General features: G+C 46.7%; 13 protein-coding genes. 4 read left to right on the top strand and 9 right to left on the bottom strand.

What is annotated here, in order from left to right:
- Positions 1 to 61: 61 nt before the first annotated feature.
- The 9 genes from NC99_RS13355 to NC99_RS13320 all read right to left on the bottom strand — a co-directional run bounded on the left by NC99_RS13355 (position 62) and on the right by NC99_RS13320 (position 8,844).
- Entirely contained in the window at positions 62 to 1,360 is a 1,299-nt protein-coding gene (locus tag NC99_RS13355) for a hypothetical protein (protein ID WP_204375002.1), read from the bottom strand.
- On the bottom strand, positions 1,326 to 2,873 hold the full coding sequence (gene dnaB, locus NC99_RS13350) for a replicative DNA helicase (RefSeq protein ID WP_053184510.1): 1,548 nt from the start codon (positions 2,871 to 2,873) through the stop codon (positions 1,326 to 1,328). The genes NC99_RS13355 and dnaB overlap by 35 nt, the downstream gene beginning before the upstream one ends.
- 128 nt (positions 2,874 to 3,001) lie before the next feature.
- The gene (locus tag NC99_RS13345; protein ID WP_053184507.1) at positions 3,002 to 3,979 is read right to left on the bottom strand and encodes a D-alanine--D-alanine ligase; all 978 of its coding nucleotides are present in this window, start codon (positions 3,977 to 3,979) and stop codon (positions 3,002 to 3,004) included.
- A 3-nt stretch (positions 3,980 to 3,982) separates the two neighbouring features.
- A complete protein-coding gene (locus NC99_RS13340) occupies positions 3,983 to 5,041 on the bottom strand; it encodes an RluA family pseudouridine synthase (protein WP_053184505.1) in 1,059 nt (352 codons plus the stop codon).
- Complete coding sequence (locus tag NC99_RS13335) at positions 5,041 to 5,850, bottom strand: PASTA domain-containing protein (RefSeq protein WP_053184503.1); 810 nt, start codon at positions 5,848 to 5,850, stop codon at positions 5,041 to 5,043. Before NC99_RS13335 ends, NC99_RS13340 begins: the two co-directional genes overlap by 1 nt.
- A gap of 209 nt (positions 5,851 to 6,059) precedes the next feature.
- Complete coding sequence (rpmH, locus tag NC99_RS21650; RefSeq protein WP_082326480.1) at positions 6,060 to 6,218, bottom strand: 50S ribosomal protein L34; 159 nt, start codon at positions 6,216 to 6,218, stop codon at positions 6,060 to 6,062.
- Between the two features lie 87 nt (positions 6,219 to 6,305).
- The gene (rsmG, locus tag NC99_RS13330; RefSeq protein ID WP_053184501.1) at positions 6,306 to 6,941 is read right to left on the bottom strand and encodes a 16S rRNA (guanine(527)-N(7))-methyltransferase RsmG; all 636 of its coding nucleotides are present in this window, start codon (positions 6,939 to 6,941) and stop codon (positions 6,306 to 6,308) included.
- Positions 6,942 to 7,114: 173 nt separating this feature from the next.
- Complete coding sequence (locus tag NC99_RS13325; RefSeq protein ID WP_053184499.1) at positions 7,115 to 7,726, bottom strand: RNA polymerase sigma factor; 612 nt, start codon at positions 7,724 to 7,726, stop codon at positions 7,115 to 7,117.
- Entirely contained in the window at positions 7,717 to 8,844 is a 1,128-nt protein-coding gene (locus tag NC99_RS13320; RefSeq protein ID WP_053184497.1) for a glycosyltransferase, read from the bottom strand. The genes NC99_RS13325 and NC99_RS13320 overlap by 10 nt, the downstream gene beginning before the upstream one ends.
- A 137-nt stretch (positions 8,845 to 8,981) precedes the next feature.
- On the opposite strand from NC99_RS13320, the gene tgt reads away from it, so the two are divergent.
- The 4 genes from tgt to NC99_RS13300 all read left to right on the top strand — a co-directional run bounded on the left by tgt (position 8,982) and on the right by NC99_RS13300 (position 13,290).
- The gene (tgt, locus tag NC99_RS13315; protein ID WP_053184495.1) at positions 8,982 to 10,112 is read left to right on the top strand and encodes a tRNA guanosine(34) transglycosylase Tgt; all 1,131 of its coding nucleotides are present in this window, start codon (positions 8,982 to 8,984) and stop codon (positions 10,110 to 10,112) included.
- Between the two features lie 8 nt (positions 10,113 to 10,120).
- The gene (locus NC99_RS13310) at positions 10,121 to 11,209 is read left to right on the top strand and encodes an LptF/LptG family permease (RefSeq protein ID WP_053184493.1); all 1,089 of its coding nucleotides are present in this window, start codon (positions 10,121 to 10,123) and stop codon (positions 11,207 to 11,209) included.
- Between the two features lie 199 nt (positions 11,210 to 11,408).
- The gene (locus tag NC99_RS13305) at positions 11,409 to 12,953 is read left to right on the top strand and encodes an acyl-CoA carboxylase subunit beta (RefSeq protein ID WP_053184491.1); all 1,545 of its coding nucleotides are present in this window, start codon (positions 11,409 to 11,411) and stop codon (positions 12,951 to 12,953) included.
- Positions 12,954 to 12,969: 16 nt separating this feature from the next.
- Positions 12,970 to 13,290: a biotin/lipoyl-containing protein gene (locus NC99_RS13300; protein WP_053184489.1), complete on the top strand. Its 321-nt coding sequence runs from the start codon at positions 12,970 to 12,972 to the stop codon at positions 13,288 to 13,290.
- Positions 13,291 to 13,309 lie beyond the last annotated feature (19 nt).

Genomic DNA, 13,309 nt, shown 5'->3' with positions numbered 1-13,309 from the left:
CGGAAAGCTCCGCCACGCTTGCGGAAACCTCCACCAGCCAGGCAGACGGCGAGCTGACTGTTTAGGTTTTTTGCTTTTTCTTCTTGGCAGCCGGGAAAAGAATATTATTTAAAATGAGGCGGTAGCCGGGAGAATTCGGATGTAGATTTAAATCGGTTGGCGGATCGCCCACCAGGTGGCGGTAATCTTCCGGATCGTGCCCACCGTAGAAGGTCCAAAAGCCTTGCCCGACTTCGCCGTGAATGTAGCGGGCCTCTCCTGCCCCTTTGTTTTCGCCCATCACCAGCACATTGGGCTTAACAAGATGCTGCTTATAGGCGGTGGTTTGTCCCATAAACCCCTTGATAATGCGTTGATGATTTTGGGTCAGCATGGTGGGTACAGGATCCCATTTGGCCGAAAAGTCGAACAGCGTAAAATAATCCTGGTTTTGGGGAACCTGTCGTGAGGTGGACACATCGATATTTGAAAATTCGTATTCAAACGGATCTTTCGTCACCCTAAAATCGTGAAACGCCAGGGTATGCTCAAAATTCAGTTTTTCATTCATATGCGGGTCGGCCGGATCGCCGTCAAACATCGACTCACAAATATCGACGCCATCGGCTGCCAGGGCGATATCGTAGGTGTCGGTGGCGGCGCACATGGCAAACAAAAATCCGCCGCGCGCGATGTAACGTTGGATCTCTTGGGTCACGGCCAGCTTCATTTCCGATACTTTGGCAAAGCCCATGCGTTCGGCCAGGGTTTTGTTGGTATTCACCTCTTCCTGGTACCAGGGCATGTGCTGGTACGAACGGAAAAACTTCCCAAACTGCCCGGTAAAATCTTCATGGTGCAGGTGTAGCCAGTCGTATTCCGACAACTGATCGGTCAGAATTTCTTCATCGTAAATGATGGTGTACGGAATTTCGGCATAGGTCAGCACCAGGGTGACAGCATCGTCCCAGGGCTGCTTGTTGGGTGGCGAATACACGGCAACTTTCGGTGCTTTCTGCATGCTAATGGCATCCTGGTTGACTTCGGGCCGGGCAATTTCGGCCAGGATCGATTGCGACTGCACATCGGCAATTTTCTCCACGCTCACACCACGAACCAAACATTCATTTTCAATTTCGGCATAGTACGGAATCAGAAAACTTCCCCCGCGGTAATTGAGCAACCACTTGACTTCGATGGCTTGCTCCAGCGTCCAATAGGCCATGCCGTAAGCTTTTAAATGATTTTTCTGCTCACCGTCCATCGGCACCAGCAGGTAAACGGCCAGGCTACTTTGGATAAGAAAGAAAAAAAAGCTAAGGATTAACAAACACTTTTTCCACCCATTAGAAAGGAATATCATCCGATTTTGGTGTACCATACGAATCACTATTTTCAGCTTCAAAGCCACTATTAACCGGCATACCTGCATTCCCCAGGTCGTCGTTCATTTTCGAACCGAAAGTTTGACCAAAGGCGCCACCGCCAATTTCTTCCGGAATCACCGTTTCCAGGTCGGCGAACTTTACATTTTGCTTCTTAAAGGCCAGCTGCACATCACCCACCGAACCATTCCGGTGCTTGGCAATGATAATTTCGGCCACACCAATCAGCGAATTTCCGTTTTCGTCTTCGGTTATTCCATAATATTCCGGTCGGTGAATGAACAGCACCAAGTCGGCATCCTGCTCAATCGCGCCCGATTCACGCAGGTCGGAGAGCTGCGGACGTTTACCTTCGCGCGACTCGACCGAACGGTTCAACTGCGACAAGGCCAAAATGGGGATGTCCAGCTCCTTGGCAATGGCTTTCAACGAGCGCGAAATCATACTGACTTCCTGTTCGCGGCTGCCCCGCCCAGCGTCGCCGGCAGTCATCAACTGCAAGTAGTCGACGATCACCGCCCCGATGTCGTGCTGCATCTTTAGCCTCCGGCATTTAGCCCGAAACTCAAAAATAGACAAAGCCGGCGTATCATCAATAAACAAGGGAGCATCTTCCAGTACATTCAACTTCCTGTTGAAGTGCTCCCACTCCCAGTCCATCAAGCTCCCATTCTTAATTTTCTCGGAGCCTAACTCGGTTTCGGCAGCAATCAAACGATTGACCAACTGCACCGACGACATCTCCAGCGAGAACACAGCCACCGGAGCCTTGTGCTCCACCGCCATGTTACGGGCCATCGACAACACAAACGCAGTTTTACCCATGGCCGGACGGGCAGCAATAATCACCAAGTCGGTTTTTTGCCAGCCCGAAGTCATCCGGTCCAGTGCAGTAAATCCACTGGGTACCCCGCTCAACCCGTCTTCGCGTTTTGAAGCCTCCTCAATCAACCGGGCAGCTTCTTTCAAAATGGGTTTTATGGGAAGCGTTTCTTTCTTGATGTTTCCTTCGGCCACCTTAAACAGCGCTGTTTCCGAAAAATCAATCAAATCATCCACGTCCATATTGTCGTCATAAGCACTGGTCTGGATTTCCGATGACACGCGGATCAATTCACGCTGAATGTATTTCTGGGCGATAATCCGGGCATGAAACTCGATGTGGGCAGCTGAGGCCACACGGCTCGTCAACTGGGTAATATACAAGGGTCCGCCAACCGCATCAAGTTGACCCTGGTCTTTTAATTGCTGGGTAACCATCAGCAAATCCACTGGTTTTTCGTGGGTGGAAAGGTATTTGATGGCATCGAAAATCTTCTGATGCTCATCTTTGTAAAAACTTGGTGTATCAATAATATCGGCCACGGTCACATAAGCATCACGCTCCAACATCAAGGCTCCCAAAACGGCCTCTTCCACATCAATTGCCTGTGGAGGCAACTTCCCATATTGCGCATTGATTTGTTCAAGGGAGGAATTTTTCTGGTTGCTTTTTCTCTCTGCGGCCATGTCCTAAAATATAAACTTATTGATTTACAAATCCTTTTTGAAAGGTATTTTTCTGAAAAACGAATTTTAAAGGTATAAAAAAAGGAGTCCTTTCCAGTCTCCTTCTGCAAATTTAGAACCGATAGTTTTCAACAAATTTTGTCGAAAATAAGCTTGCTTATGATGTCTTTCAGTTCCATCCCCATCGCTTCGATCTGTTGCGGAATGAAGCTGGTTGCTGTCATACCGGGCGTTGTATTCACCTCCAAAAAGTAGAATTTTCCCTCTTTCAGAATGTAGTCGACCCGAACAATTCCCTGACAGTTACAGAGATCGTAAATTTTCGATGACAATTGCTGACAGGTTTTTGTCAGTTCTTCGGAAATGCGTGCCGGTGTAATTTCAAGCGTGGCTCCTTTGGTGTACTTGGCTTCGAAATCGAAAAATTCATTCTTCGGAACCACCTCGGTAATGGGAAACACCAAAGCTTCATCCTTCATTTTCACCAGTCCGCTGGTAATTTCCAAGCCGTCGATAAATTCCTCAACCAAGGCTTCCCGGCTTTCTTTCCAGGCGCCTTCAATGGCTGTTTTTAGTTCGTCTTTGGTTTTCACTTTGGTGATTCCAAAACTGGATCCTCCGGCGTTGGGTTTCACAAATACGGGCAACCCCAGTTCCGCCACCAAGCTGTCCACATCAATTTTGGCTCCTTGCGTTAAGCGAACCGACTTGGCCATGGTGATGCCAAAGTTGCGTAAATAGTTGCTGCAAAAATACTTATTGAACGTTAATGCCGACGACTGCACCCCACAGGTCGAATAGGGGATTTTCATCAAATCGAAATAGCCTTGCAAAATACCATCTTCACCTGGCGTACCATGAATGGTGATGTAGGCAAAATCGAACCGGATGGTTTCATTCTGATAACGCGCACTAAAATCCTGCTTGTTAAGGTCGGCCACCTGCTCTCCATCGACTACCAACTTCCAGTCAGTGCCTCGCATTTCGACAGCCCAGGGGCGAAACAAATCCTGATCAATGGCCTGCAACACGTTTTTACTGCTCATTACTGACACAACATACTCGGAGGAATCGCCTCCATAGACCACGGCAATATTCTTTTTCATGGATTATTCAAGGTTTCGGTTTGAAATATAGGCGCGCCATTTTTCGATCACCTGCGCCATGTCGTCGGGCAAGTCCGAATCAAACAGCATTTCTTGGCCGGTGGTTGGATGCACAAAGCCAAGGGTTTTGGCATGCAGCGCCTGACGCGGCAGCACTTTAAAGCAGTTGTGGACAAATTGTTTGTATTTGGCGAAGGTGGTGCCGCGTAAAACCTCATTTCCACCGTAAGTGTCGTCGTTAAAAAGCGGATGCCCGAGGTATTTCATGTGCACCCGAATCTGATGCGTACGCCCGGTTTCCAACTGGCACTGCACCAAATTCACGTAGCCCAGTTCTTCCAGAACCTTGTAATGTGTCACAGCCGGCTTGCCGTGTTCACCATCGGGATAAACGGTAAAAACCTGCCGGTCTTTTTGGCTCCGGCCAATGTTCCCTTCAATGGTTCCGCTGGGCTCCTTCAGGTTGCCCCATACCAAGGCCACGTATTGTCGCTTGGTCGTTTTCTCGAAAAACTGAAGTGAAAGTTTGGTTTTCGCCAACTCGGTTTTGGCGATCACCATCAAGCCCGATGTGTTTTTATCAATCCGGTGTACCAGCCCGGGGCGCGGATCGGCACTTTTGAAAAGCGGCAAATCTTTGTAATAATAGGCCAGGGCATTAACCAGGGTTCCGGTATAGTTTCCGTGTCCGGGATGAACAACCAATCCGGGCTGCTTATTCAGCACAAGTAATTCATCATCTTCATATACAATATTCAAAGGAATATCTTCGGGGATAATTTTCAGCTCGCGCCGGGGGAAATCCATCACCACAGCCACTTCATCGCCGGGCTTCACTTTGTAGTTTGATTTCACTGACTGCCCGTTGACCAGGATATTACCGGCATCTGCCGCGGCCTGAATCCGGCTTCGCGAGGCATTATCAATCCGGTTCACCAGGTATTTGTCCACGCGCAACATTTTCTGTCCCGGATCCACGTCCAGCCTGTAATGTTCATACATCACCTGGTCATCCAGCTCATCGCCATCGTCAGCCAGATCAATATTTTTATCTTCAACCATTAGTTTACTTCGTTTTCGTTGGCCATATCCAGTTTCTCCTCATCAACAGTCAGCCACAAGTCAATTGATTTTCCCTGTTCAATCACATCTCCGGGAATGGGCTCAGGCCTTTGTTGCCACACGCGGGCTTCGGCGCTATCGGCGGCCGATTGGAACGAATCATCGTAGATGAGCGCACCCACATTCAGGAACGACACAGCGATTAACTGATTCGCCTGATCCAGACGAACTCCGATCAGGTTGGGAATTTCGGTCCGTTCGCCAAATCGGCTTTGCCCAACCGTTAAGTCAACATTCGCGCCCTTGTTTACCAAGACTCCTTCCTCGACAGGTTCTCCGTGAATCTTTTGATCCAATACCAGGTTTGGAAATTCGGATGGGACATAATCAACATTGCCCACATTCAATCCAAAACTCATCATCAGGTTCATGGCCTGGCGGAACGAAATATCGGTCAGCTTGGGCATGGCTACCTGCTCTGGCTTGGTGGCACAAATGGTAAAAAAAATGGTTCGTCCACGTTTCACTTCGGCCCCTGCAACCGGCACCTGACCAATGACAGCGCCTGGCTCTGCCCCTTCAAGGTAAACCGAATCCATGATCTGGAACTGCAATTCGGCCTCGGGTGCTTGTTCTTTGACCTGATCGATCAACATACCCGAAAAATCAGGCACGGTATAAGCCTCGCCATGATTGGTGTACATCCGCAACGCAAACATGGTAATCAGCAGCAGCATCACGGTAATGGCAATGGCCAGCAAAATACTCATCCAAAAACTTTTACTTATCAGGTATGCCTTCAAACTCATAGGGTCAGATTTTATTCTTTCTTAAGAAACAAAAATAGCTTAAAAAATAGTATCTGGAATTGCATTAAAAACCAAATTCGATCAGCATCCGGGCAATCCTTAACCTTCTTCCCAGTTGTCCGGCCATTTTTGGAAGCTTATAAAAACACAAAAAGGCAAAGAATAAATATTCTTCACCTCTCAATGTATTTTTAGATGGAATCCGTTTCCTAACGTTTGTGACGTGGCTCGTCAGAAACAGTCAATTTCTTTCTTCCTTTTGCACGACGCAGCTTTAAAACTTTGCGACCGCCTACAGTAGCCATTTTTGCACGGAATCCGTGTTTATTTCTGCGCTTCCTGTTTGATGGTTGAAATGTCCTTTTCATTTGTCAATATTTTTATTTGTCATGTACTCTTACTGAATTCGGACTGCAAAAATAATTCTTTTTTGATTCCTTCCAAAATATTGTCGCTTATTTTAGAGGCTTTTTTAGTTGGAGGTGAATGAGCTTCTTGGTCTCGAAGAATTCCTCGTCAAACTGCTCACTCAACGGATACACCTGTACTTGATTTTTAAAGGGCTGAAGTTCATCGGCAAAGTCGCCGCCTTTTAAATACAGAATACCATTGCCCCAGGCGTTCTGCTGCTTGCTACTGATTTTTTTGCGAACCAACGACACAAACTTAGGGAAAGCGGTGACCGCACGGCTCACCACAAAATCGAATTGACCCGCTACCTTTTCGGCTCGGTTTTGTTGTGCGCAAACGTTGGTCAAGCCAATACTTTGGCTGACTTCCTCGACCACTTTAATTTTCTTCGCGATCGAATCGACCAGGAAAAAATTGGTCTCAGGAAACAAAATAGCCAGTGGAATACCCGGAAATCCGCCACCGGTACCAACATCCATAATTGAAGTTCCGGGCGTAAACTGAATATAGCGGGCAATGGCCAGCGAGTGAAGAACGTGGCGTTCGTAGAGCTGGTCAATGTCTTTTCGTGAAATGACATTGATTTTTTCATTCCACTCCGCGTATAACGGACCCAATTGCGCCAGCTGTTCTTGCTGCCGCACGGTTAGATCCGGAAAATATTTTTTGATGATTTCCATAGTTGAAAAAGTCCAAGTTCAAAAAAATAAATCCCAAGTTCGCCCCCGGGACAGTGGCGCGCAGTACTATTCCCTACTTTCCTGCTTCCAGCCACTCCTTCAATCTCCTGTTGCTGCTTGCCAGTCCAAAGTTCTCACCATCTCATCTTCTCTCCCTCACACCTTCCGGCTCGCTACGAATCCTTGTCGTCAATCTCGGTCGACTCAATCATTTTAAACAGCATTTCGCGTGCCCGGAACAATTGGGCTTTTACCGTACCAAGTGGCAAACTTAATTCTTTTGCTATTTCCTCATAGGAATATTCCCGAAAATAACGAAGTTCGACCAGCGTGCGGTAACGGGGTTTAAGCTTATGCACAATGCGGCGCAACAAAATGGCTTTTTGTATGCGGATCAGCTTTTCCTCCGGATTAGGATCTTTCGACTTGAGCCGGATGGTCTGCTCATTGTCGTTGTTGTCCGAGTTGCTTTCAATGGATACATGCACTCCTTTTTTCTTCCGCAGAAAGTCGATGCAATTGTTCGATGCAATTTTAAACAGCCAGGTACTAAACGCGTAACTTGGCGAATACTGGTGCAGGTTTTTGAAAGCTTTACCAAAAGCTTCAATGGTCAGGTCTTCCGCATCGCTTTTGTTATTCACCATTTTCAGGAGCATGAAATAAATGGCATCCTTATATTTACTCAGTAGCTTAGCAAATGCTTTTTCATCCCCTTTTAAGGCGGATTCAACCAAGGCGAAGTCCTGTTGGGCCTTATCGGACAAATTAGGATTTAATTCCATTTATTTTTTTTATCGTGAATGTAGTTTTTAACGGCCTGTACCAAATGCAGGGCAGGTCTTAGATAAACGTACACAAACGAAGATAGAAAGATTTTATTTTCCTTCAAATGAGCGACCACACTTTTAAGGATAAAAAATTGCATCATCACGACAAGCAGGGCCGGAGCAACGACGAACGGCCAATGATTAGGCTCGGTGATCAACATCCAGGCAAGGGACGCCAAAACCAGGTATTTCGACCAGTCGCCCAGGCTGTAAATCAGCCGCTTAACAATGGCCAACTGCTGCGCCAGGCGGACTTTCTTTTTCAGCAGTTCAGAAAAATCGCCGCCATGAAGCCGGGCTTCTTCCCTGACAAAAGTTTCGGGATCGATGGAAACCCGAATTTTTTTACGGAATCGGTCATTGAAAATCAATTCTAGATTGGCAAAGTGATCGTTCATCTTTCTCCGAAAACCAGATTGATCGAAGTAAATAGCCTTGTGAAACAGCACGTTTCGATCTTCGTAAAAGACCGGCAGCCCCGCCAGGGAGTAAGTGGCTGAATGAACGAAAGCTGCGAGCCGTTCAAGTCGGCAAAGCTTGTTTCGCCACCCTTTTTCGGGAGCGTAATTCACATAGCCCATTAGTAAGTTTGATTGATCTGCCTGTGTATTCAGTTTTTTCAGAAATGACCGATCAACCGACTGGCTGTTGGGACTTAAAAAAACGATCTGGTCGTACGAAGCAGCCTTTAAAGCGAGGTTAATGGCAATTTTCTCAGAGAAGTTCGTCTCCTGGCTAATGGACGTATATTTTAGATTGGAGTTGTTTCGGGCCAGTTGTGCCACCTTAAGCAGGGTATGGTCTTCAGAGAAATTATCTACCACCACCACTTCATAGCGTGGGTAATCAAGCGCCAGCAGATTTTTCAAAATGGACTCTATGCGATCTTCTTCATTGCGTACCGAAAGACAAATACTAATGGGTTCACTGGTATCGCTTTCCGACGATTTTTTCAGAAACAACAAACGCAGAAAGAAAAACAACAAAAAGAATAGCTCCACAACAACGGCACCAAAAAAAATGGCCGGTGCTATCCACTCGGTCGTTGTACGCTCAAAGAAGTCGAAATCCATGATTTGATTTTACTCGCAAAATTAGCAATCCGGCAGACTTATCGCACATTTTTAAATGAAAATTGCAGCAAGCGCCAAACGCTATTTCCTGATGGTTTAACTTTTATACCTATCTTTGAGCACTCAAAAATCAGGACATGAACTTTACGCTTCAACATCAAGCAGTTAACAGCCAAGCCCGGGCCGGAAAGCTGGAAACCGGACACGGAACAATTGAAACACCAATCTTTATGCCCGTGGGTACTGCCGGATCCGTAAAAGGGATTCATGTGAAAGATCTAAAAGAGGATATCCAGGCACAAATCATCCTTGGAAATACCTATCATTTGTATTTGCGTCCGGGAACCGAGATCATTGAAGAAGCTGGCGGACTGCATAAGTTTAACGGCTGGAGCGGACCCATACTGACCGATAGTGGTGGCTACCAGGTTTTTTCGCTCGGCGACATCAGAAAATTAACCGAGGAGGGCGCCAAATTTCAGTCGCATATTGACGGATCGCGCCATTTGTTTACGCCGGAAAGCGTGGTGGATGTGCAGCGAAAAATCGGGGCCGACATCATCATGGCTTTTGATGAGTGCACGCCGGGAGATGCTGGTTATGACTACGCCAAAAAGTCACTGGCCCTGACCCAGCGCTGGCTCGAACGCTGCGTGAATCAGATGGAGAAAACCAAGCCGCTGTACGGGCACGGCCAATCGCTGTTTCCCATTGTGCAAGGCGCGGTGTATCCCGATTTGCGGGAAGCGGCAGCCAAACATGCGACCTCCATCCCAAGCGACGGCTATGCCATTGGCGGACTGTCGGTTGGCGAATCGGAAGCCGACATGTACGCCATGATTGAGGTGGTGAATCCCATCCTCCCAAAAGACAAACCCCGCTACCTGATGGGCGTTGGAACACCGATCAACATACTGGAAGCCATTGACCGGGGCGTTGACATGTTCGACTGCGTGATGCCCACGCGCAATGGGCGAAACGGCATGCTGTTTACGAAAAACGGGATTATCAACATACGGAATAAGAAGTGGGCGGCCGATTTTTCACCGGTCGATCAGGATGGCACATCATTTGTCGACCACAACTATTCCAAAGCTTTTTTGCGTCACCTGATCATTTCGAATGAAATGCTGGGTGCCCAGATTGCCAGCCAGCACAACCTGGCTTTTTATTTGTGGCTCGTGAAAGAAGCCCGCAGACAAATTCTGACTGACAATTTTAAAGCTTGGAAAGAAGAGTTGGTTCAACAATTAGGAAAACGCCTTTAGAATTGGATATGAAAATACCAAAGCTACAAACAATCGACACGTATATTATTAAGAAATTCCTGGGAACTTTCTTTTACTCGATTGCACTGATTATTAGCATCGCCATGGTGTTTGACTTCTCTGAGAACCTGGATGAGTTTATTTCGAAAGATGCGCCCATGAATGCCATTATTTTCGATTACTACCTGAATTTCATCCCATTCTACGCCAACTTGTTCAGTGCGCTGTTTACCTTTATTGCCGTCATTTATTTCACCTCAAAGCTGGCCTACAACTCCGAAATAATCGCCATCCTCAGCAGCGGTGTTTCCTACGCCCGGCTGATGAGACCGTATATGATTTCAGCATTCATCATTGCCCTGTTCTCCTACACTTTGGGCAATTACGTCATTCCCCCGTCGAATAAAAAACGGATTGAATTCAGAAGCACTTATATTGATTCTCCCCGCAACTATCTGGAACGAAACATTCACCGGCAACTTTCGCCCGGGACATTTATTTACATGCAAAGTTACAACACCTCCAATGACGTGGGATACAAATTTACCATTGAAAAGTTTGAGGAAGGCGAGCTCAAATCGAAGTTGGAAGCCGACTACATTAAGTGGGATCGGGAAGACAAAAAGTGGGTAATTAACAATTACTTTATCCGCGACATTGACGGCTACAATGAAACAATTACCACCGGGGTTAAAATCGACACAACCCTGAACATGACTCCCGACGACTACCGCGTCATGAAAAATATTGTGGAGACCATGAAACTGCCCGAACTGAATGAGGAAATCAAAGAAATGAAACGGCGGGGAGTTAGCACGACCGAATTTGAAATTGAAAAACACCGCCGGCTTTCCGGGCCTTTTTCGGCTTTCATCTTGACCTTGATGGGTGTGTCGCTGGCGTCGCGAAAAGTAAAAGGCGGACTTGGACTTCACCTGGGCCTGGGCATTCTATTCAGTTTTACCTACATTATGTTCATGCAGATATCGACTGTATTTGCCCTCTCCGGCGCCGTAGCTCCGATTGTAGCCGCTTGGATTCCAAACCTGATTTTTGGTGCGCTGGCCGCTTACCTCTACAAACAGGGAAGCCGCTAGCGAACGTTCAAACAATACGGCAAATTGTTCAAAACCAAATAATGACTCTCTCGTATGCCCAAACATCAAATGTTCTAAAAAAATAGCTTTGTGTTTGAAAAAATTCTAATTTTGACCCGCTTTAAAGCCTAAAAAGCGAACATAAACATTTAACGGTCTCCGGCTAATCGGGACATTTTTTTAATTAAAACTATATGCTATGTCGTTGAAACGGAATATCCTTGACCTTCGAAAAAGGAAGAGTGAAGTTCTCAAAGGTGGTGGAGAAAAAGCCATTGAGAAACAAGTTGCCATGGGCAAACTGACTGCCCGCGAGCGTATTTTATACATCCTTGACGAGGGTTCATTTCACGAGTATGACCTGTTTGTTGAGCACGCAGCCCGCGATTTTGACATGGAAAACAAAAAATTGCACGGTGACGGTGTCATCATCGGAACAGGAACAATGCATGGTTCGCCAATCTGTATTTTCGCACAGGATTTCACCGTAGCCGGTGGATCTTTGGGATTAATGCACGCCCGAAAAATCACAAAAATTATGGACCATGCCCTAAAAATGCGTGTCCCTTTAATTGGGATCAACGATTCAGGTGGCGCCCGGATCCAGGAAGGGGTTGACTCGCTGGCCGGTTATGGCGAGATTTTCTTCCGTAACACTTTGGCTTCCGGAGTGATTCCTCAGATTTCAGTTATTCTGGGCCCCTGTGCCGGAGGCGCTGTTTATTCACCCGCACTGACCGACTTCGTGTTTGTGGTGAACAACATCTCCAAAATGTTTATCACCGGACCAAGTGTCATCAAAACCGTGTTGGGTGAAGAAATTTCGATGGAAGAGCTGGGGGGTGCCAAGGTGCATGCTGAAATTACCGGAAATGCTCATTTCTATGCCGAAAGTGAATTGGAATGTTTTGATCAGATCAAAAAGCTGATGTCCTACATTCCGTGGAACAACAAGCAAAAAGCGGATAAGGTTGAACCAAAACTTCCGAAGAAGAAAAAGAAAATTGAAAACATTGTTCCGGGCGATCCAAAAATGCCTTACGACATTCGGGACATTATTCAAGCCATTACCGACCACTCCGAATTTTTCGAAATTATGGAATTGTTCGCGCCAAACATCGTGATTGGCTTTGGACGCTTGAACGGTGAAACCGTAGGTTTTGTAGCCAACCAACCCAAAGTTCTGGCCGGAGTACTCGACTGCGACAGCTCTGATAAGGCCGCCCGCTTTATTCGTTACTGCAATGCTTTCGACATTCCGATTGTCACCTTGGAAGACCTGCCGGGTTATTTGCCGGGCGTTGACCAAGAGCATGCCGGCGTAATTCGCCACGGAGCAAAAATCCTGTATGCCTACAGTGAAGCCACGGTTCCAAAAATTACCGTAATCATTCGTAAAGCTTACGGCGGCGGTTATATTGCCATGAACTCGCGCCACCTGCGTGCCGACTTTGTGTTTGCATGGCCAACAGCCGAAATTGCGGTCATGGGACCTGAAGGAGCGGCCAACATCGTGTTCCGTAAGGAAATTTCGGAAGCAGAAGATCCGGAAGCCATGCGCCAAATCAAAATTGAGGAGTACAAGACCAAATTTGCCAACCCTTACGTAGCAGCCGCAAGAGGCTATATTGATGAGGTGATTGAGCCCGAAGACACCCGTAAAATGTTGCTGCATGCCTTACAGATATCGGCAAACAAATCGGTGATGGGCCCAGGCAAAAAACACGGAATTCCTCCATTTTAAACAAAAACCTTGAAGTATGACTGAAAAGCAATACGAAACGATTATCGTACACAGCGCAAAGTATTATACCGAATACACCCGCAAGTACCGCAATCGTCCAATTTGGGAAGAACCCAATATGAACCATATTTATTCGTTCATTCCCGGAACCATCATTGACGTTCATGTTAAAGTGGGTGAAAAACTCAAGGAAGGCGATAGCCTCCTGATTTTGGAAGCCATGAAGATGCACAACAACGTACAAATGCCTTTCGATGGCAAAATCGTGAAGGTACATGTCAAGCCGGGAGAGAAAATTCCAAAAAAGCACTTGATGATTGAAATCAAACCACTATAAAAAAAGAGGCTGTCCAAAA

The organism is Sunxiuqinia dokdonensis (genome assembly GCF_001270965.1).
Lineage (GTDB): Bacteria > Bacteroidota > Bacteroidia > Bacteroidales > Prolixibacteraceae > Sunxiuqinia > Sunxiuqinia dokdonensis.
Note: the sequence above shows the minus strand (reverse complement) of the source record. Positions and strands in the feature narration are given on the sequence as shown.

Coding starts and splice junctions, on each gene's coding strand:
- NC99_RS13355 (WP_204375002.1), bottom strand. CDS start 1,360: ATGGTACACCAAAATCGGATGATATTCCTTTCTAATGGGTGGAAAAAG.
- dnaB (WP_053184510.1), bottom strand. CDS start 2,873: ATGGCCGCAGAGAGAAAAAGCAACCAGAAAAATTCCTCCCTTGAACAA.
- NC99_RS13345 (WP_053184507.1), bottom strand. CDS start 3,979: ATGAAAAAGAATATTGCCGTGGTCTATGGAGGCGATTCCTCCGAGTAT.
- NC99_RS13340 (WP_053184505.1), bottom strand. CDS start 5,041: ATGGTTGAAGATAAAAATATTGATCTGGCTGACGATGGCGATGAGCTG.
- NC99_RS13335 (WP_053184503.1), bottom strand. CDS start 5,850: ATGAGTTTGAAGGCATACCTGATAAGTAAAAGTTTTTGGATGAGTATT.
- rpmH (WP_082326480.1), bottom strand. CDS start 6,218: ATGAAAAGGACATTTCAACCATCAAACAGGAAGCGCAGAAATAAACAC.
- rsmG (WP_053184501.1), bottom strand. CDS start 6,941: ATGGAAATCATCAAAAAATATTTTCCGGATCTAACCGTGCGGCAGCAA.
- NC99_RS13325 (WP_053184499.1), bottom strand. CDS start 7,726: ATGGAATTAAATCCTAATTTGTCCGATAAGGCCCAACAGGACTTCGCC.
- NC99_RS13320 (WP_053184497.1), bottom strand. CDS start 8,844: ATGGATTTCGACTTCTTTGAGCGTACAACGACCGAGTGGATAGCACCG.
- tgt (WP_053184495.1), top strand. CDS start 8,982: ATGAACTTTACGCTTCAACATCAAGCAGTTAACAGCCAAGCCCGGGCC.
- NC99_RS13310 (WP_053184493.1), top strand. CDS start 10,121: ATGAAAATACCAAAGCTACAAACAATCGACACGTATATTATTAAGAAA.
- NC99_RS13305 (WP_053184491.1), top strand. CDS start 11,409: ATGTCGTTGAAACGGAATATCCTTGACCTTCGAAAAAGGAAGAGTGAA.
- NC99_RS13300 (WP_053184489.1), top strand. CDS start 12,970: ATGACTGAAAAGCAATACGAAACGATTATCGTACACAGCGCAAAGTAT.